Annotated in this window: 13 protein-coding genes; 9 read left to right on the top strand and 4 right to left on the bottom strand. The window is 41.7% G+C overall.

Annotation, left to right across the window (positions count from 1 at the left end; all coding sequences use genetic code 11):
• Positions 1 to 17: 17 nt before the first annotated feature.
• The 3 genes from FC093_RS06625 to cobA all read right to left on the bottom strand — a co-directional run bounded on the left by FC093_RS06625 (position 18) and on the right by cobA (position 4,927).
• Positions 18 to 3,422, bottom strand: a complete 3,405-nt coding sequence (locus tag FC093_RS06625; protein WP_137260979.1) for a SusC/RagA family TonB-linked outer membrane protein — start codon at positions 3,420 to 3,422, stop codon at positions 18 to 20.
• A 258-nt stretch (positions 3,423 to 3,680) separates the two neighbouring features.
• Entirely contained in the window at positions 3,681 to 3,803 is a 123-nt protein-coding gene (locus FC093_RS06620; RefSeq protein WP_137260978.1) for an AraC family transcriptional regulator, read from the bottom strand.
• A gap of 341 nt (positions 3,804 to 4,144) precedes the next feature.
• A complete protein-coding gene (gene cobA, locus FC093_RS06615) occupies positions 4,145 to 4,927 on the bottom strand; it encodes a uroporphyrinogen-III C-methyltransferase (RefSeq protein WP_137260977.1) in 783 nt (260 codons plus the stop codon).
• Between the two features lie 206 nt (positions 4,928 to 5,133).
• Between cobA and nirB the strand changes: the two genes are divergently transcribed.
• The 9 genes from nirB to FC093_RS06570 all read left to right on the top strand — a co-directional run bounded on the left by nirB (position 5,134) and on the right by FC093_RS06570 (position 19,779).
• A complete protein-coding gene (gene nirB, locus FC093_RS06610) occupies positions 5,134 to 7,635 on the top strand; it encodes a nitrite reductase large subunit NirB (protein WP_137260976.1) in 2,502 nt (833 codons plus the stop codon).
• Between the two features lie 350 nt (positions 7,636 to 7,985).
• Positions 7,986 to 8,366: a nitrite reductase small subunit NirD gene (nirD, locus tag FC093_RS06605; RefSeq protein ID WP_137260975.1), complete on the top strand. Its 381-nt coding sequence runs from the start codon at positions 7,986 to 7,988 to the stop codon at positions 8,364 to 8,366.
• Positions 8,367 to 8,461: 95 nt separating this feature from the next.
• Positions 8,462 to 9,769 (top strand): MFS transporter, encoded by a 1,308-nt coding sequence (locus FC093_RS06600; RefSeq protein WP_170971010.1) that lies wholly within the window; start codon positions 8,462 to 8,464, stop codon positions 9,767 to 9,769.
• A gap of 124 nt (positions 9,770 to 9,893) precedes the next feature.
• Positions 9,894 to 13,397, top strand: coding sequence for a nitrate reductase (locus FC093_RS06595; protein WP_137260974.1), 3,504 nt, complete (start codon positions 9,894 to 9,896; stop codon positions 13,395 to 13,397).
• A gap of 97 nt (positions 13,398 to 13,494) precedes the next feature.
• Positions 13,495 to 14,946 (top strand): rubredoxin, encoded by a 1,452-nt coding sequence (locus FC093_RS06590; protein WP_137260973.1) that lies wholly within the window; start codon positions 13,495 to 13,497, stop codon positions 14,944 to 14,946.
• 93 nt (positions 14,947 to 15,039) lie between these two features.
• Positions 15,040 to 15,483 (top strand): hypothetical protein, encoded by a 444-nt coding sequence (locus tag FC093_RS06585; protein WP_137260972.1) that lies wholly within the window; start codon positions 15,040 to 15,042, stop codon positions 15,481 to 15,483.
• An 80-nt stretch (positions 15,484 to 15,563) separates the two neighbouring features.
• On the top strand, positions 15,564 to 17,849 hold the full coding sequence (locus FC093_RS06580) for a TonB-dependent receptor (protein WP_240743220.1): 2,286 nt from the start codon (positions 15,564 to 15,566) through the stop codon (positions 17,847 to 17,849).
• Between the two features lie 164 nt (positions 17,850 to 18,013).
• Entirely contained in the window at positions 18,014 to 19,240 is a 1,227-nt protein-coding gene (locus FC093_RS06575; RefSeq protein ID WP_137260971.1) for a sialidase family protein, read from the top strand.
• Positions 19,241 to 19,536: 296 nt separating this feature from the next.
• Complete coding sequence (locus tag FC093_RS06570) at positions 19,537 to 19,779, top strand: hypothetical protein (protein ID WP_137260970.1); 243 nt, start codon at positions 19,537 to 19,539, stop codon at positions 19,777 to 19,779.
• A 224-nt stretch (positions 19,780 to 20,003) separates the two neighbouring features.
• Here FC093_RS06570 and FC093_RS06565 read toward each other — a convergent pair whose 3' ends face one another.
• A complete protein-coding gene (locus FC093_RS06565) occupies positions 20,004 to 21,614 on the bottom strand; it encodes an alpha-amylase family glycosyl hydrolase (protein ID WP_137260969.1) in 1,611 nt (536 codons plus the stop codon).
• Positions 21,615 to 21,698 lie beyond the last annotated feature (84 nt).

Genomic DNA, 21,698 nt, shown 5'->3' with positions numbered 1-21,698 from the left:
CTGTTAAAAAAATTGCTTTAGAATGAAGCCCTCAGGGTAAAATTGATGTTTCTTGTTTTAGGCAAAAAACCTACTTCGCCGGAGAACGCTGTATTATTGGAATTATTGGAAGCCGGATTAAAATTATGAGGCAGCGTCTGATACAGATACAACAGGTCACGTCCTATAACTGAAAGCGATAAATTATTCAGCTTTAATTTTTCAACAATTCCCTTTGGAAAACTATAACTAAGCGCTACCTGACGCAACGAAATCCAGGAATTTTCCAATACCCAAAAATCTGCTACGCCTGTTGAGGAAGAACCATAGCGATAGAAAAATTGTGGCGTATGCGTAGGCTCTACATAACCTTTTTCATACGCTTCTTCAAATGTCATTCCGCTAACATCCACCTGTGTACCATCGGGCTGCGTAACCACTATCCCCGGTTGAAACACGCCTTCTACTATTCTTCCGTCATCATACGTTTTGCCATCGTAAGCACTGGTCCAGGTGATACCGCCGGTGGCTTCATCACGACCAAAAACAGTATTAGGGAATACGCCGGAGTGCGTGCCTTGCCGGTAACTCATCAGCGCAAAGTCGCCGCCTATTTTAGCATCTATCAATACATTCAGGCTAAAGCCTTTATAGTTGAAAGTATTTTCCCAGCCGCCTCTGAACTTTGCATTCATATCTCCTACATCCTGCCATACATTGCTGCGTGCAGGAAAAGCTGCGCGCGCATCGGAGCGCCAGGTAAGCAGCGGAAGTCCATTCTTTGGGTCAGCAATATTGTTTCCGTTGGCATCCTTAGCCTGGTAAGGCGTAGAGTGAATAGTGGTTCTTAGCACACCATACGAGCCACCTACGACGGCCCACGAACTAATTTCGCCCACATCGGTATTTGGCAATTTGTATTCTGTTCTGCCCGGATATAATTCAACAATTTTATTGCGGTTGCGCGAATAGTTCAAAGCAGTGTTCCAGCTAAAGTTGGCAGTGCGTACCGGTGTTGCATCAATAGCTATCTCGATGCCTTTGTTTTGAATGTTACCTGCATTAATCAATATAGAGCTTACGCCCGATTCTACCGGTGCGGGTATTTCCAATATCTGGTCTTTTGTATTATCCTGATATAAAGTAACGTCGAAGCCGGCGCGACTCTTCAGGAAACGCATTTCCAAACCTGCTTCTCTTGCAAACTTGCGGGATGGCCGTATGTTGGGTTGGAGTACCGAGTTGCTGCTATAGGTAGAAGTGGGCACCGTAACGCCATTTGCCCTGCTAAACCCATTGAAAGCAAAGCCCGGATTTAGTGTAAATGGATCGGTATCGGAGCCAAGCCATGCAACATTGCCTCTTAATTTTCCGTAGCTGATAAAAGAAGGCAGATTTTTGAAAGCTTCTGTAAAAATCCAGGACAAGCTTACGGCAGGATAATTATAAAAATTATTGCCTGTTCCATTGGTATAAGTTAAAGCCGATGACCAGTCGCCGCGCCAGGTGGTTTGTAAAAACAACTGGTTTCTATAAGATAAGTCTAAGCTGGCGTATAAAGAATTGAACTTTTTAGAACTGCTGATTCCACCATCTACAATAGGCGGATTTTTGGAGTTGGTAATAAAATAGTTGCCCGGATAGTTGAGTCCGCCGCTCGTTTCGGAATAGGAGAAAGAGTTTTCAAACCGTTGCATTTCGGCACCTATGTAGCCAGATGCGCTAAAGTCAGAAGTAAAATCTTTGTTCAACATTAGCATTGCTTTCAAAAATTTACTTTGCTTTTGCTCATACCCTAACCCATACAAACCGCCGGCAAAATTTTTACTTTCGCCCAACTCTTTATTTTCTCTTTTGATGTAAATATTGTTGATGTTGCCTTCCAACGTAAGCTTTGCCCACGAAGTAAGATCGGCATTGATGGCTATCCTGCCACGCACCAGTTGCTCATTTTGCAAATACTTATTATTGAAAAGAGCAAACCAAAACCGCGATTCCGGTGCCTTGTTTGGCTCATTCGGATCGTTCAAATCCGGTGCGCCGCCAAAAATGCTGGTGTAATGCTCCGGCTGCATCCAGTATTTCGTATCATAATTCCTGGGCAACATCCAGGTAAACAACTTACCAAAATTGTACGATGCAAAAGCATCCAAACCGCCTAACCGTGGCGGATTCTGCCCTCTGAAGCTGCTGTAAGCCACACTGGCATCTATGCTTATCTGCTTTGTAAGCTGGTGCGTAGCCCTGAGGTCAAATGCATCTTTCTTTAATTCGTTGGTTCTTACGATGCCATTGCCTTCATTGTGGTTGTAAGAAAGCCGGAAAGTAGATTTTTCGGTGCCGCCTTCCAGTGCAATATTGGTATTGGTGCCAAAGCCTTTTTGAAAGGCATCTAAGAAATTGTTGGGCTGCGGAAGATAGCGGGTGGGCGTGCCGTCGTAGTTTATTACTTCCTGCCCCAACATTCTCGGCCCCCAGTTCTCCAGCTCGCGATAAATCTGCTGGTCTATGTATTCTTTACCGGTAGCAGGATCCACCGGAAATACTTTTGTAGTCCATGCTTCATCGGGCTTATAATTGGGGTCGCGCCTATCGGTAAAGAAAGCGCCAACAGTACCGCCGCCAAAGATATTCTGGAAGTCGGGCCCTGCATAAGGGTCGGATATATCAATCGTTTGATTAAGTGTAACACCAATGCCTTTGTGGATAGAGCCTTTTTTGGTAGTAATTAAAATAACGCCATTGATAGCCCGGCTACCATACAATGCGGCGGCAGCGGAGCCTTTTAATATAGAAACAGATTCAAAATTCTCTGGATTGAGATTTTTTAAATCGTTACCAAAATCGCGCCCGGTACCATTAAAGGTGCCGTTATCCATAATCACGCCGTCTATTACAAAAATGGGCTGATTGTTGGTGCCTAGCGTAGAATTACCGCGAATAACTATTTTTGAATTTCCAAACAATCCACCAGCACCCTGGTCTATTTGCACGCCTGCTACCTTGCCCTGCAAAGCATTAATAGGATTGATTTCGTTGGTACGGGCCACTTCAGAACCTTTCACTTCGGTAACTGAGAAGCCAAGCTGCCGTTTTTGTTTGGAGATACCCAATGCCGTTACTACTACGCCGCCTAAATCTGCAGTAGCGGGTGTTAATTGTATGGTAAGCGAGGCAGAACTACCAACAGCTACTTCTTTTGTTTCAAAGCCAACAGCCGAAATTTCGAGCACATCATTTGACGATGCGAGGATAGAAAAATTACCGGTTGCATCGGTAATGGTACCCCTGGTAGTTCCTTTAACCGTAACAGATGCGCCTGCTACAGCAACGTTTTTATCGTCTGTGAGTACGCCCCGGATTGTTTTTTGCTGGCTATAACCTACCAGCGCCGGGCACACTAACAGGCATAAAAGCAATAAGCGAATCAATTTTGATCTCATAAATAGTAAATTTGGGATTTGGAAAGGAATAAAATAATATAGCAAACGTTAGCCAAGATGTACACTAGTACACACTGGTACATGAAAATAAGGCAATAATTATTATCTTATTCTTTTTGAGATAATTATTATTTAAGAGGTGAAAAAAGTTTTGGTCTTTGATATATAACGCAAAGAACAACGACCAATAGGAATAAGGTATGGTTACACAATAAAATAAGGATAATCAAAATAAAGTTTACCACCACATTCAACCAATTATCTTCTGAAACGATTCCGGTATTCATTGGAAGCAACGCCCATTAATTTTTTAAATAATCTGGAAAAGTAATAACTATCTTCTATACCTAAATCACCTGCAATGACTTTCACACCAAGCATTTGTAAACTATAAACATTGACCAGCTTTTTGAACCTTTAAATGAATAAAAATATTCTATTGAGCGAAGCCTTTTTGTGAAAGATGGACAGAAAGTGTACTCCAGATAGATAGATATGCACGTAATGTAAGAGAACTGCGTATATTACCATGCATGGAATAGATAGCTTTACCAATAATATCGTTGTTTTTCAGGGTATATTTAGTTGTGAAGGCCTTACCTTATTTTTAACCGCAGTATCAGCTGTTGCAAAGTGTTTAACCACAATACAGACGCACCTAAATAACAGCAACTTACTTATAAAGAATTGTACAGCATATACAGCTGAAAATGACTTTAAATTTAAATACCTTTTCCATCAATCATCATCTGTCGACTACCAAAACTCGCATACTCCTTTGTTAATGATGGATGCAGCCGCACCACTTCCCCAACAACAATAATCGCCGGGTTGCTCAAACCTTCATATTGCGCTTTGAAATAAATATCACTTACTTTACCAATCACATATTTTTCTTTGCTGGTTGTACCGTTTTGGATAATAGCAACCGGCGTATCTTTTTTCCCGTTAGCTTTAAAAACATCCATAATGGATTCCAGCTTACTCATTGCCATTAATATCACTACAGTTGCAGAAGATTGAGCTGCCAGTTGTATATCCGGCGATAGCTCGCCCGATTGCAAGGTACCGGTGGTTACCCAGAAGCTTTCGCTAATGCCCCGACAGGTAAGCGGTATCATTTGGGAGGCAGGTACAGCAATAGCACTGGAAACGCCGGGTATCACTTCCACTTCAACGCCAGCAGCACAGGCAGCAGCTATTTCCTCCTGTGCCCTGCCAAATACAAACGGGTCGCCACCTTTTAGCCGTACTACATGGCCATATTTATAAGCATGATCCACAATTAGTGTGTTGATTTCCTGCTGCGAGAGCGCATGACAGCCAAATCGCTTTCCAACAAATTGTCTGATGGCTTTTGCCGGAGTATAGTTCAGCAATTCTTCATTGGCAAGCGCATCATATAATATGACGTTTGCCCTCTGTAAAACTTTTATTGCTTTTAAAGTAATCAGTTCGGGATCTCCGGGACCAGCGCCAACGAGTGATAAAAGGGGTTTTATCATGTGAATTTATTGTATTATTATAAATTATATATTTATTTTCAAAGTAAAATTCTTGGAAATAATAAGCATATTTCTATAAATTTACAAAATTAATTTTAGAAAATGCAATTTAATATAGAACAATTCAAAAAAACAAGTATATATTATTTTACATAATATATTTAATTGGATGCTAAGCAAATCAAGACACACATAAATACATCCTTATGAAAGTGGTAGTTATTGGAAACGGCATGGTAGGCTACAAATTTTGCGAAAAATTGCTGGCAAAAGAAAATGCTACAAATCTTGAAATTACTGTTTTTGGTGAAGAAATAAGACCAGCCTACGACCGCGTCCATTTAAGTGAATACTTCTCCGGCAAAACTGCGAACGACCTTACCCTTGCGCCAATTAACTGGTACGCAGCTAATAATATAATACTTTACTTAGGCGACCCGGTGCAAAGCATTGACCGGATAAACAAAACAGTACATTCCTTTCACGGTATTACTACAACATATGATTACCTGATTATAGCTACCGGCTCTGCAGCTTTTGTGCCGCCGGTGGCCGGTGTAGAAAAAGAAGGCGTATTTGTATATCGCACCATCGAAGATTTGGAGATGATGACGGCGTATGCTAAAAAAGCAAGGCGCGGTGCGGTTATCGGCGGCGGCTTGCTGGGCTTGGAGGCGGCTAAAGCCTTGCTGGACTTAGGAATAAAAGATACGCATGTAATAGAGTTTGCACCCCGCCTTATGCCGCGCCAGATAGATGATGCCGGCTCCAATATATTAAAGGCGAAACTGGAAAATTTAGGTTTAAAAATTCACACCAATAAAAACACATCACAGATTCTGGGCGATAACCGCATTGCCGGGATGCAGTTCGCTGATGATACAAGTATCGATGTGGATATGCTGGTGATTTCAGCAGGTATTAAACCGCGTGATGAGTTAGCAAAATTGTGCGGGCTGGAGGTAGGACAGCGCGGCGGTATTGTAGTAAATGAGCTTTTGCAAACGACCGATAAGAGCATTTTTGCCATTGGCGAATGTGCTCTGTTTGAGGGCATGATTTACGGTTTAGTGGCACCCGGTTACGAAATGGCAGATGTGGTAGCTACCAATATTACCGGCGGCAGCAAACATTTTACGCCTTTTGATATGAGCACCAAGCTCAAGCTGATTGGCGTGGATGTAGCATCCTTTGGAAATCCTTTTATACCTCAATCCGAATGCCGGACGGTAGTGTTTGAAGACACGATGAAAGGCATTTATAAACGCATCAATATTACTCCGGATGGCAAGTATTTATTAGGCGGCATTTTAATTGGCGAAGCCGAAGCTTACAATATGCTACTGCAGACTACCAAAAACAAAGTAGTACTGCCGCCCAACCCCGAAGACGTGATTTTAGGCGCACGCGGGGGTACAGAAGGCGATGCCGGCGCAGGGGTAGCTTCTTTGCCCGATGATGCTTTAATATGCAGTTGTGAAAACGTAACTAAAGGACAAATTTGTAATGCGGTGACCGAAGGTTGCGAAACGGTAGACAGCATAAAAAAATGTACAAAAGGGGGCACCGGTTGCGGTGGTTGCGTGCCCATGCTGAAAGACCTGATGGTACATACCATGAAGGCACAAGGTAAATACATCCGCAATGTAGTATGCGAGCATTTTAATTATTCAAGACAGGAGTTGTATGATTTAGTGAAACTGAAAGAATTGAAATCGTTTGATGCAGTACTGGATACATTGGGCAAAGGCGATGGCTGCGAAATATGCAAACCTGCTGTAAGCTCTATCCTTGCAAGTTTATGGAATGAAATGATTTTGAAAAAAGGCAACGATACGGCGCAGGATTCCAACGACCGTTATTTGGCCAACATTCAAAAAGGCGGTACTTATTCTGTGGTGCCACGCATTCCCGGCGGAGAAATTACGCCCGATAAACTGATTGTGATTGGTCAGGTAGCAAAAAAGTATCATTTATACACCAAAATAACCGGTGGCCAGCGCATAGACCTGTTTGGTGCACACTTAAACGACTTACCAGACATCTGGAAAGAACTCATTGAAGCCGGCTTTGAAAGTGGCCATGCTTACGGCAAAGCTTTGCGTACGGTGAAAAGCTGCGTGGGCTCTACCTGGTGCCGCTTTGGATTGCATGATAGTGTGAGCTATGCCATTCGCATAGAAGAAAGGTACCGCGGTTTGCGTGCACCGCATAAAATAAAATCGGCGGTATCGGGTTGCATTCGTGAATGTGCCGAAGCAAAATCAAAAGACTTTGGCATAATCGCAACCGAAAAAGGCTGGAATTTATATGTATGCGGCAACGGCGGCAGCAAGCCACAACATGCCTTGCTCTTAGCTTCTGACCTTGATTCCGACACCTGCATTAAATATATTGACCGCTTCTTAATGTTTTATATCAAAACGGCCGACCCGCTTACACGCACAGCTACCTGGCTCAACAAAATGGAAGGTGGCATAGATTATCTGCGCAATGTAGTAGTAAATGATAGCCTCGGCATTGCTGCGCAGTTAGAAGCCGAAATGCAGTTGCTGGTAGATAATTATCAATGCGAATGGAAAGAAGTAGTAGAGAATCCGGAACTCCAAAAGCGATTTACCTATTTTGTAAATGCGCCGGAAGAGAAAGATCCTACTGTGCAGTTTGAACCTTTGAGAGAGCAGAAGCGGGCTATGGAGTGGAAATAGGTTTTGGGATAAAGATATTTCCTGATGAAGTCCTTTGGATGAAGATGTTACCGGGTTTTCTGATAAAGCTGATAAAACATTTGGGTTTGGATTTTTGAAAGAAATGTAATCAATGAAATGAATGCTGATACTCAACAAAGAACAAAACGTTGAAGTGAGTGACACACCAAATGCTTCATAGCAGCACATCAGCCCGTTACCAAAATAAAAACAAAACACCAACGGTGTTTTTCTATACTGTTTAACAAAATATGCCACTAACCTATCACTGACGGAAGTTGGTGGCTACACTTCGATTTGCTTGCTCATATTAATGAAAATGAATAATTCATCATTTAAAACCATTGTATATGAGCGAAACACTTACCGAAAAAATCAACTGGTTTGTTGCCTGCACCACAGCCGATGTGCCCGAGAATGGCGGCGTATGTGTAAAGTACAAAAATGAGCAGATTGCGCTGTTCAATTTTACGCGCCGTGGCGAATGGTATGCTACGCAAAACGTTTGCCCGCACCGCATGCAAATGGCGCTGAGCCGTGGCATGATTGGCTCACAAGATGGCGAGCCCAAAGTGGCATGTCCGTTTCACAAAAAGACCTTCTCGTTGATAGATGGTCATTGTATGAATGGTGATGATTGCAGCAGCATTAAAACCTATCCTGTAAAAATTGAAAACGGCAAAGTGTACATCGGTGTACTTGCCCAAGAATATGCTCGTTTTTACTATTAAATAACACCCGGCGAGGTAACAACCTCAGCCGGGCGCTTGTTGTAAATCATTCATCAAATTGTATCAGAACCATTTTAATAAACGAACTTTTATTCATGCAACCATCATCTGTACAAGCGCTACATACATTAAAAATCTTTAGCCTTAAAGGTGTGCAAATGCGCACGTTTCATACCACCTGGTTTATGTTTTTTGTATGCTTTTTTGGCTGGTTTGGCCTGGCTCCTTTAATGCCTGCCATCCGCGAAGAATTGCATTTGACCAAAGAACAGGTTGGCAACCTCATCATTGCTTCTGTTTCTTCCACCATCATTGCCCGCTTAGTAATTGGGAAGTTGTGCGATACGTGGGGGCCGCGTAAAACAGCTATAAGACTTCTTTTAGCAGGTGCATTACCAGTAATGTTGGTAGGCCTGGCAAAAGACTATACCACATTCTTATTGTTCCGTGCTGCCATTGGTATCATCGGCGCTGCATTTGTGATTACCCAATTTCACACATCCATAATGTTTGCTGCTAACGTAAAAGGCACGGCTAATGCAGTTGCCGGCGGTTGGGGCAATTTGGGTGGCGGTGTTACCAATATGGTGATGCCATTGATATTTGCAGCCATTGTTGGGATGGGTTTTACCCAAGGCGAAGCATGGCGCTATGCAATGATTGTACCCGGTGTAATGATGCTGATTGCTGCATTCTTATATTATAAGTTCACGAAAGACACACCCGCAGGTAACTACAGCGAAATTTGCAAAGCAAAAACCACCCGCACAAAAACCGACTATACTGTATTAAAAGACCCGCGCATTTGGGCATTAACACTTGCTTATGCCATGTGCTTCGGTATGGAAATCACGTTTGATAATATAGCTTCTTTATACTTTACCGATACCTTCAAATTATCACAATTATCAGCAGGTTTTTGGGCAGGCGTGTTTGGTTTTATGAACTTGTTTGCCCGTGCGTTAGGTGGTATTATTTCAGATAAAACCGGTAAGCAATGGGGTATGCAGGGCAAAGGTATTTTCTTAGCTATAGCATTATTTTTAGAAGGTATCGGACTCCTTTTATTTGCACACGCAGACACATTGGCTTTTGCAATTATTATGATGCTTTCTTTTGCGCTGTTTCTTAAAATGGCGAATGGTGCCACGTATGGTATTGTGCCTTTTGTAAATGAAAAAAATGTAGGCTTAATCAGTGGTATTGTAGGCGCCGGCGGTAACCTCGGTGGTATGTTGATCGGCTTTTTATTTAAGTCAAACGGCATTACTTATGCAGAAGCATTTACTTACATCGGCTATGCAATTATTACCACCTCTGTTATTGTTTTTGTTACCCGTTTTTATAAAATAAAAGTAGTAAAAACCGAACTGGTTGCAGAACCGGAAATGGTATTGGCGTAGGTGGGTTGCCGGATACTGGTTACAGGTTTCCGGTTATTAAAATAGAACGCGCCATTTATTAATCACCGGATACTGGTAACTGGCGACCGGCATCCGGTAATCAGTAACAAATAAAACGCTGCTTATGTCATCATCCTTTAAAACTACCTGTTGTTATTGTGGCGTAGGCTGTGGCGTGATCGTACACAAAGAGCGCAATGGTAGCCTGCGTGTGGAAGGTGATAAAGATCATCCGGTAAATAAAGGCCTGTTGTGCAGTAAAGGCATGAACCTGCACTACACCGTGATGAATACTACCGATCGTTTGTTATACCCTGAAATGCGGTACAGTAAAACGATGCAGCGCCAGCGTGTATCATGGAATGTAGCACTGCAAAGAACGGCGGCTGTTTTTAAGACATTTATTCAAAAATATGGTCCCGATTCTGTGGCATTTTATGCTTCCGGGCAATGCCTTACCGAGGAGTATTATGTGGTGAATAAACTCATTAAAGGTTTTATTGGCAGCAATAATATTGATACCAATTCCCGCCTCTGCATGAGTAGCGCGGTAACGGCTTATAAGATGAGTTTGGGTGATGACAGCGTACCCGTTTGTTATGATGATATCGAACTGGCAGATTGCCTGTTTGTTGCCGGTGCTAACCCTGCCTGGTGCCACCCTATCATCTGGCGAAGAGTAGAAGCGGCCAGAGCTTCCAACCCCGATTTAAAAATTATTGTAAGTGACCCGCGCAACACACAAACCTGCGCGTATGCCAATGTGCATTTGCAACTAAAGCCGGGTACCGATGTAGTATTGCATCATGCCATTGGCAGATTGTTGTTGGAAGAAGGAGCAATAGATATTCATTTTATAAAAAATCACACAGAAGGCTTTGAAAGATATAAGCAAAAGGTAATGCAGCGCACTGTAGCAGAAGCGGCAGCAATATGCGATGTTCCCGAAGAAAAATTACGCGAAGCGGCTGGTTATATCGCGAGGTCAAAAGGCTTTATTACAATGTGGACGATGGGCTTAAATCAAAGTGTAATCGGGGTAAATAAGAACTTAAGTCTCATCAACTTAAATCTCATTACAGGTCATATTGGTAAGCCGGGCAGTGGCCCATTTTCATTAACGGGTCAACCCAATGCAATGGGCGGCAGAGAAGTGGGTGGCATGGCCACCATGTTATCGGCACATCGCAATTTAGCCAGTGAAGCAGACCGTACTTTTATGCAACAATTTTGGGGCGGTACTACTATTAATTCAAACCCTGGCTTAACGGCTACTGAAATGTTTGATGCGCTGAACGATGGTAGATTAAAGGCTATTTGGATAATGGGTTCCAACCCGCTCGTAAGCCTGCCTGATGTTCATAAAGTGGAAGCGGGTTTGAAAAGAGCTAAATTTGTAGTGGTACAGGAAGTAAGCAATAAGCCTGAAACCTTACAATATGCCGATGTGGTATTACCGGCTGCTGCATGGGCCGAGAAAGAAGGCACCATGACCAATGCCGAGCGCCGCATTACTTATTTGTACAAAATGGTAGATGCACCAGGGGAAGCATTGCCCGACGCTGAAATTATTTGCCGCTTTGCAAAAGCAATGGGTTACCACGGATTTGATTATAACAGCTTTGCTGAAATTTACGACGAGCATTGTCGCGCCACAAAAGGTACCAATATTGACATCAGTGGACTGAGTTATGAAATATTAAAAGATGCCCGCAGTATTCAATATCCATATAAAGAAAATGGCAAGGAAACACCACGCTTATTTACCAATAAGCAGTTTTATACACCTTCTAAAAAGGCCATTATTCATGCAGTAGATGATGAGAATGAATCGGAGCCAACAACGGCTGATCTACCACTTATTTTAACCACCGGGCGCATTCGCGACCAATGGCATACGATGACCAAAACGGGTAAGGTAAGTAAGCTCAAAAAGCATATCGCTCAATCATTCTTAGAGATACATCCGGATGATGCGGCGGAGCGAGGTATTGCAGAGAATGACTTGGTAGAAATCAGCAACAATCGTGGTCAGGTACGGGTAAAAGCAAAGCTTACTCCTGATATAAAAAGCGGTGTTGTTTTCCTGCCAATGCATTGGGGTAAAATATTGAACTCCGATTTAAACCGGGCAAATAATTTGACTAATAACTTATTGGATTCCAAAAGCAAACAACCCGATTTTAAATATGCTGCAGTAGCTGTAAAACTTTACAACAAAAAGAAACAAAAGATCGTGGTCATTGGTGCCGGTGCTGGTGCTTATGGTTTTGTAAAAAGCTACCGCACATTGAATACAATAGATGAAATTGAAATCTTCAGCAAAGAATATTTTCCCTTTTACAACCGCGTGATGTTGCCTGATTATATCAGTGGTGCACAGCATTGGCTGCAATTGGTAAAAATGAAAGATGAAGAAGAAAATAGCTTTGGCATTACCCTGCATCGCGGCATCAGTATTAAACACATTGACAGAGTAAACAAGCTACTGACAGATAGCAAAGGTAAATTGCATCATTATGATATATTGATAATAGCAACCGGCAGCCATCCAGCCGTATTGAAAGACTTGCCCAACATGCGCGGTGTATTTACGATGCGCAGCCGTGTAGATGCTGATAACTTTAAAGCGCATGTACAGCCTTCCAATGAAAAAGTAGTCATTATTGGTGCAGGTTTATTGGGTATCGAAATGGCTGCTTCGCTGCGCGAGATAGGTGTAGAAGTATGTATTATTCAGCGAAGCTCTAAACTGATGGACCGACAATTAGATGCTATTGGCAGCCAACTGCTGCAGGAAGAATTAACGGAAAAAGGAATTGACATTTTTTATAATGATGAAATTGAGCGGTTGCTGGGCTCTGATTGTGTAAAAGGTATAAGGTTGAAAAGTGGCCGCGAGATAGACTGCCAGGCAATTATTATGGCAATTGGCACCGTGCCAAATATTGAATTAGCAAAAACATGTGGGCTTGAATACAAGCGCGGCGTAGTAGTAGATGAGTACTTAATGACGAACGATTCATCCATTTATGCCATAGGTGAAGCGGCCGAATTTAAGGGCGCTATTTATGGCATCACCGCAGCGGCAGAGCAACAGGCAGAGATCGTAGCCAGACATATCAGCGGTGATATTAGTCAATATTACGAAGGTTCTTTGATAATGAATATATTGAAGATGCACGGCACCGAATTATGCTCTCTGGGCATAGCAGAAGCTCCGGCAAATGATGCTACTTATGAAGAAGTAATTTTTATAGATAAAGCCAGGCGATATTACAAAAAATGTATCATCCGTAAAGATGTAATGGTAGGCGCTATTTTGATTGGTGATAAGACCGAATTTTTAGAATTTAAAGAGCTCATTCAAAATAAAACAGAGCTATCAGAAAAGCGGTTAGAGTTATTGCGTTCGGGTAAAAAAGCAGCGTCGGTGTTGGGCAAATTAGTTTGCTCCTGTGGCAATGTAGGCGAAGGGAATATTGTAAATAAAATAAAGGAAGGTTGCACCGATTTAAAAGCATTATGTCAGGCTTCCGGTGCCGGCTTGGGTTGTGGCAGTTGCCGCCCGGAGGTGCAAAAATTATTGGAGCAAATGGAAATTATAAGCGAATTGTTGGTTGAATAGTTATGATCGCTAAGGCGCTAAGTGAAGCAACAAATCATTAAACAATAAATTTCTTTAAGTTCCGCTTCGCGCCTTCGCGGTAAAAACATTAAAAATTATGGCACTAACAAAAAGCATTGTTATCAATTTTAGAGGTGGCATTGTATCACCGGGATACCTAAAAGAAGTGCTGCTGTTAGCGGCTGATGCAAGAGTGGAAAGTGTACGTTTTGGCTTGCGCCAGCAATTGATATTGGATGTGCCGGTAAACCGCATGGATGCTTTTGCAGAAAGGTGCATAACAAACAATATCAACTTTGAATATACAAAGCAGGCACAGCCCAACATCGTAAGCTCATACCCTGCTGCAGAAATATTTTCTACTGATAGCTGGCTGCGCGAAGGTGTATATAAAGATGTGTTTGATTTATTCGATTATACGCCAAAACTACAGATCAATATTTGCGACAACACGCAACATTTTGTACCGCTTTTTACTGGTCATATCAACTGGATTGCTTCGCCTGCACCGCACTTTTGGTATTTATATATACGCCTGCCCAATATGCAATCCGCTTTTCGCTGGAGAGAGCTGATTTATACCAATGATATTGCTGCGGTGTCTAAACAATTGGAGCAGCTTATTTCAAAGGGTGTAATTAAGGAGCAGGATTTGCATACACAACTTCAACTATCATTGGTATATCATGCAAAGCCAGTTGAACATAAGTTACAACTCACCAACTTTTCATTGCCGTATTATGAAGGATTCAATAAGAGCGGCAATACCTGGTGGCTGGGCATTTACCGGCGTGGGGAAGCCTTTGCCGTAAAGTTCTTATTGGATGTTTGTGATGTATGTATGCAAACAAAAATTGGCGAGCTTTATACAACACCCTGGAAGAGCCTAATTATCAAAAGCATTGATGGTAAACACCGCGCTTTGTGGGATAAGATATTAGGCAAACACCGTATTAATGTACGCCATGCTGCCAACGAACTGAACTGGCAGGTAGAAAGCGAAGAAGGATTGATGCTTAAGCGACTGATTATCCGGCATTTTGATAAAGAAGATGTACGCACTTACGGACTTTGCTTTGCAGTGCAAACAAACACAACCAGTCATTTATTTGGCTCTATCATCATTCGAAAAGAAGAAAGAAAAAATCCAAACCGTTTACAATCGTATAACCGTTACAACATTTTATACAAAGAAGATTTTAATCCGAATGCCACAGAAGAAATTTTGTTCAGAGAGCAAATAGCGAAAGAATATTTAGGAACTTATTTGGTATCGCTTTGCAAGTTGTTTTACGAGCAGGATGATGAACATACAATAGTACAGCCTGCTGTTAGCGATTCATCTATAGAGGAAGTAAAAGTGAATGTTGTTTATCAATGTAAGTATTGCTTTACAATATATGATGAAGCAGCGGGCGATGAAGAACAAAATATTGCTGCAGGTACCCCTTTTATTGCATTGCCATTCAGTTATCATTGTTCAACATGCGAAGCTGAAAAAAAGGATTTAATACCGGTCAATACAAAAAGCTTACTATTGATTGATTAAACGCTGTACGCAATATTGCAACCATGTCAATGGGTATTTTGCAGAAAATAAACCAATCTATGACATCTGTCATACTCCCTGCAGATTGAAATCATGTACCCTATACCTCGATTTTGTATTTCCTGCCATACCTTTGCGGCATCACAAACATTGCACATTGCAAAGGCATTGAGAGTTTTAGCAACGATATTACTTTTTATCAGCATCTTTTTACAAACATTTACTTCGTTTGTTATACAGGCAGAATATCTGCTAAACAAAAGCTATATCGCCAACAATTTGTGTGTAAATAAAGATAAACCAGCAATGCACTGCAATGGCAAATGCTATTTATCTAAAAGACTAAAGGAGCAGGAAAAACAGGACCAGCAGGCACCAACGTCAAAAAAGGAAAGGCTGGAAGTTATTCCATTCTTTTTGCCTAAGCAGTTCAGTTTTGCGGTTGTTTCAATTTCAACCAGGCAGGAATATTATGTTACGGATACTCCTATTTCCTCTGCATTTCTTTGCTCCATCTTCCATCCGCCAACTTTTTAAAGCATTTTCAATAACGACTTACTGCACATCTTCGTATTCTATTAAAGAAGATGATCTTTTTATGCTTTAAATTTCAAATTATGTATAAGCATTTATGCTTTACGGCGCTGCTATGGATGGTGCTCCCAATGGCGTATGCGCAGGTAATGATGACAGGGAAAATTTTGGATGCAACCACCAGCCAGCCTATTGAGGGCGTTACGGTATCCACCTCAAATAAACAAATAAATACTATTAGCGATAAAAACGGTAATTTTTTACTAAGCACAAAATCTACCGGAGACAGCGTCTTTTTTACCGCTGTTGGCTATACTTCAAAAGGCATGGCAGCTACCGGTGCTAAATTATTAATTTCGTTAACTCCTCAGTTTGCCAATCTTAATGAAGTAGTGGTTACAGCTGGCAGGGAAGTGCAACGGCGTACAGAAGTGCCGGTAGCAATCAATGTAATATCCAAGACAACTATAAACGATACCAAGGCTACCCGGCTGGATATGCTCATGAATAAAGTACCGGGCGTTTACATGGTTGACTTAGGCAATGAGCAGCACGAAATGTCTGTTCGTCAACCCATGGGCACCAGAAATTTATTTCTTTATCTGGAAGATGGCATACCTATCAGAACAGTAGGCGATTTTAACCATAATGCACTGATAGAGATCAACCAGGCATCTATGCAACGGATAGAAGTGGTAAAAGGCCCTGCCTCATCGCTGTATGGCAGCGAAGCAGTTGGCGGCGCCATTAACTTTATTACACAATCACCAACACCGTTTCTTACAGGTAAAATACAGGGCGAAATGGGCAGCAAAGGGTATAAACGTACAGATTTTGCATTGAGCAATACCTATAAAAAACTGGGCTTTTTTGTGGGCGGTTATTATGCTAATCAGAACCAGCCTGATAATGAACACAACAATTTTAATAAAACAGCCGTAACGCTCAGGGCAGATTACCACTTTAATGATAGACTGAGACTTTCAACCGTTGCTGATTATATCAGCTACAAAACAGATCAGAAGGGTGGCTTAGACAGTGCTCATTTTTATAATAAAGAATACACCAGTTTTTACAGGTTTACCTATCGTAAAGTAAATACTTTGAGGCTTAGAAGCACGCTTACCAAAGAATGGGATGAAAATAATACCACAAGCTTTACTGTTTTTTACCGCGATGCCACTATAGGTCAAAATCCCTTTTATTACATCAGCAATATTGCGTCCAATCCGTTGAAGGCAAAAGGTCAGGTGAATGAAGATGCATTTCATAGTTACGGATCGGTGTTGCAGCACATAACCAAGCTGAAAGCCATAAATGCCAGATTTGTTTCGGGTATTAGTGTTGATTTTAGTCCTGCAACCTATATGGCACAGTTTATAGATATTGACAGAGATACCAATAAGGTGTATTACAGCTATACGGTAAAGGATAGTTTGCTCACCAATTATGGTGTTGACCTTTTGAACACAGCCGCTTACACTCAGTTTGAATACAATCCAACTGACAAATTAAAACTTGTAGCTGCAGCACGGTATGATAGGCTGGATTACCAATTCGACAATCATTTACTGCCAGATGCTTATACCGGCGCACCGGATGCAACCAACCATTTCGATCACTTTACACCCAAACTTGGCCTTACCTACGACTTTGGTAAAAATAAAGGCGCTTATCTCAATTATAGTCTAGGCTTTGCGCCACCCGATATTACCGACTTATATACAGGTGTGCAAGTGCCCACGTTAATGCCATCTTCTTACAACAATTATGAAGCCGGTGGATGGGTTTCATTTGCAGCCGGTAACGGTTATGCTGAAGTATCATTATATAATCTGGAAGGCAAAAACGAAATTGTAAGTGTAAGGCTTGCAGATGGATCTTACCAGAATCAAAATGCAGGCAGAACAAGCCACAAAGGCATAGAAGCAAATATAAAATATGCACCAACGGAAGATATAAACATTCGCCTTTCAGGCGCTTATGCAGCGCACAGGTATGTTGAATATGCCGAACAAGGCAAGGATTATGCGGGCCATACAATGGCACAGGCTCCGCCATTGATTTACAACAGCGAAATCACTTACAAACCACATTATTTTAAAGGCTTTAGAATAGCAGCGGAAGTACAGGGAATGAATAAATACTTTACCGATCCGCAAAATACTGCTACTTATAAAGGCTTTACCCTATTCAACATAAGAGCGGGCTACAACATAAAAGGTGTGGAGCTTTGGGCAAATTGCCTGAACGTTACCGATAAAGTGTTTGCTACAGTAGTAGAAAAAAGTGCTTACGGCACTTCATACCGCCCGGGTCAGTTGAGAACGCTGAATATAGGTGTAGCTTACAACTTCAGAAATCAATAACCGTTGTTAAGTACACTGTAACATTATTTTTTTAACGCTTCAAATATTCCGGATGGTGATGCAGAGCGGCTACCGGCAGGTGTCCTCACCCTCCGAAAATCTGAAATAATTTAAGGAACAACGCACTAAGGGCAATTTACATATCGTCTTTTTAAAACGAATACATGAAAAGCGCATTATTATTTATATTATTTATTATAGCAGTACTCCTTAATGCCTGTGGTACAAAAGGCAAAAATCAAGTTGTTATTGCATCAGCAGCAACCATGATAGATACAGCATCAGGCTCTTGCCCGTATCTTACTAAAGACAATAAAAACAACGTTGTTGTAAGCTGGATTAAGCAAAAAGATACCACCACTTTCATCTTTTGTTATGCAGTGTCACACGATGAAGGCAAGACCTTTGGAAAAATAATTTCAATACCAGGCAGCACCAATGTTCATCTGCATGGCGAGAATATGCCTAAAATAATCTTTAAGCCTTCAGGCGAAATCATTGCAGCATGGGGCGCAGCCAATCCAAACCCTAATAATCCATATAGCGGCTTGGTATATTACAGCCAGTCTTTTGATGATGGCAACACATGGACAAAGCCGAGCAATTTAACAGAAGATACTGCGAGTTTCGACCAGCGTTATTTTGATATGGCGTTACTACCCAATGGCGAAGTGGGCATCGTGTGGCTCGACAACAGAAAGCAATGGAATACAGAAGGTTCAGGATTGTATTATGCAGTTACAAAAGGCAACCATGGTTTTCAGAGTGAAAAATTAATCAGCGGTCCATGTTGCCAGTGTTGCAGAACAGACTTATTTATTGACCGGAACAAAAACATACATGTTTTGTACAGGGCAATTATCAATGACCGTATCAGAGATATGGTACATATTGTATCAACTGATAATGGCAATTCATTTACACAGCCACAAAGAATCAGCCAGGACAACTGGGTAATAAGCGGCTGCCCGCATACAGGCCCTGCTATGGCAGAAAATAAAGAAGGATTGCATTTTACATGGTTTACCGGTGGTGGTAGTTCGGGCATTTATTATAACCATTCAAAAGACAACGGAACAACTTTTTCCGGCAGAGATAGTGTAAGTGGCAGAGCAGCTAAACATTGCCAGATAACAGCATTACCCAACGATAATATTTTAATTGTATGGAATGAAAGTTTTCAGCATAACAATACAGTCAGCAGCAGAATAGGTATTGAAGAAAGGGATGCCAATGGAACCACTATAACGAAGAACTATATAACTCCGGAAACCAGCAATTCATCATTCCCTGTTATATGTCCTGTTGATGCCACTACGGTAGTCGTTGCTTATACAGAAAACGTAGGACAGAAAGATCAGATTTTATTTAAGCAGGTTACTTTAGAATAATAGCCTGTATTTTGTAACCAGCAGCCGGTCTCTACAGCATGGCTGTTGTGTTACCCGTTTGTATATGTTACAATTATCATTGAGTAGATTTGTACGGATATTGCTTGAATGAAGATGTAAAAACTGAAGTGAACGCTAACTCTATCTTCTAAATAATCTTTCCACCATACATTTATAACAGCACCGGGTCATTGAAAATCGCTCCGGCATTAACGTTTTTTTGTTTGTTTCTTCATTTTGTTTTATTATACTTTTGTACAATCCATTACCCCAAATGCATCCAAAACTTGTTAAATATGAAACAAGCATATTTTATCATTCTTGCACTTACCATTATCGTACTCATCTACAAAACAGTGCATTACTGGCGATATTTCTCCGGCAAAAAATTATACTGCTGGTTTTACTTTGGGCGCAACGAAATTATGCTGTCTTCTACAACCAGCCGATGCGTTGCTAAAAAATGGCAAAATGTACTAAGCCTGGCAACACTCATTGGTTTGATCCTGTCTTCATATTTGTATTTTTTGATGTATTAATACGTAAGCACAGTCCCGAAGCTAATTTACAATATTGCAACATCATCTTTACATCTCCACATACATAAGACCGCTAATAAACAGACATTAAAAAGCCAACAAAGGGCGGACTTCAAGTTTGGGCAAGCAATGTATAATCTTTGCATAGAGATAATCCATATAATTCTAGAAAGCTACCTGCACTCTTCCATCTGCTGAATGGAACAAAAACACAAAAATCATAATTAGTTATTCAGCCTTACAATAATGCCTTCGCCGCCTTCCAGCTCAATAATTTTACCAACCACTTTTCCTTCCATACTCTTAGATGTTGCCAGTGCAACAGTACCGCTCAACCGAATTTTATCCTGTACATAATAGCCCTTTACTTTGCTGATATTCAGTACAATCAAAAAACGATTAACACCTTCCTGCTGGCGTATATAAGCGAGCATTTCGCTGTTGGCAAATACCGGAAAGTATTCGCCGGTTGATAAGGAAGGTTCGCTCTGCCTCAGGCTGATTAACTGCTTATACAGCATCAGCAATGAATGATCGTCTTGCTGCGCAGCTGCTACGTTAATAGCCGCATAATTGCCACCAACGGGCAACCACGGTTCACCACTGCTAAAACCTGCCTGTTCCTCATTGCTCCACTGCATTGGTGTACGTTGCGGGTCGCGGCTAAAATTTTTTTCCGGTTCCATCAATCCCTGTGGGTCCTGCATTTCGCCAACCGGTATGTTCACATCGTGCATGCCTATTTCATCACCATAATACATGGTAGGTGTGCCGCGCAAAGTAAGCAAAAGCAAAGCCGCTACTTTTGCCAGGCTTTTCCCAACCCGGCTGATAACCCGTGACTGATCGTGGTTGCCGATAGCCCAATGCGGCCAGGCAGATTGCGGTACCAACGCCTCCGACTTAGCAAGTGTAACCGCCAGTGTTTCGGCATTCCAGGGGTCTGTAATCAACTGAAAATTGGCAGGCAACTGCACTCCTTTATTATCATAGCCATAGTAAGAAATAATGCCACTTACCGATAAGTACAGTTCGCCTATCATTACCTTGTTTTCATATTTATCCAATACCGCACGCATGGCGTGAATAACATCGTGTACCTCTGGACGGTTGGTAGAAAACAGTTGCACCAGTTGTTGCGATACCGGCATAGAAGGATTATAATAAGGATTGGAAGGATTATCGCGCAGCAGCTTATCTTTAACCAAGTGTGCTATCGAATCTACCCTGAAGCCATCAATACCCTTATCCAGCCAAAATTGCATTACCTCAAAAATAGCCTGCTGCACTTCCTTATTCCTGAAATTTAAATCGGGCTGGGCTTTGAGAAAAGAGTGCAAATAATATTGTTGTGTGCGTCCGTCCCACTCCCACGCACTGCCGCCAAATACACTGAGCCAGTTGTTGGGCGGAGTGCCATCGGGTTTAGCATCGTGCCATATATACCAATCGCGTTTGGGATTATCTTTGGATGAAGAGGATGCTTTAAACCAGGAATGTTCATCAGAAGTGTGATTGGGCACCAGATCCATAACTAATTTCATATCCCTGGCGTGCACTGCCTGCAGCAATTCATCAAAGTCGTGCATGGTGCCGTATTGCGGGTGAATGCCTTTGTAATCGTACACATCGTACCCAAAATCTTTCATCGGCGATGGATAAACCGGTGTTAGCCAGATAGCTTTTATTCCCAACCAATGCAGGTAATCCAATTTGGAAAGAACACCCTGCAAGTCGCCAATCCCATCGCCGTTGCTGTCTTTAAAAGAACGTACATACACCTCATATATAATACCTTTTTGCCACCATAGATATTCGTTGCTTATTGCCCGCATATACCAATTATTGTAATGCTATGTGTTATTACAAAAATTAAACCTTTGTAATAACAGGGCAATAGCTTTTAAGCACATGCAATC

Origin of the sequence: Ilyomonas limi (assembly GCF_005233845.1) — a bacterium.
GTDB classification, from domain to species: Bacteria; Bacteroidota; Bacteroidia; order Chitinophagales; family Chitinophagaceae; genus Ilyomonas; species Ilyomonas limi.
The sequence above is the reverse complement of the archived record's forward strand: the minus strand, read 5'-3'. Positions and strand labels throughout refer to the sequence as shown.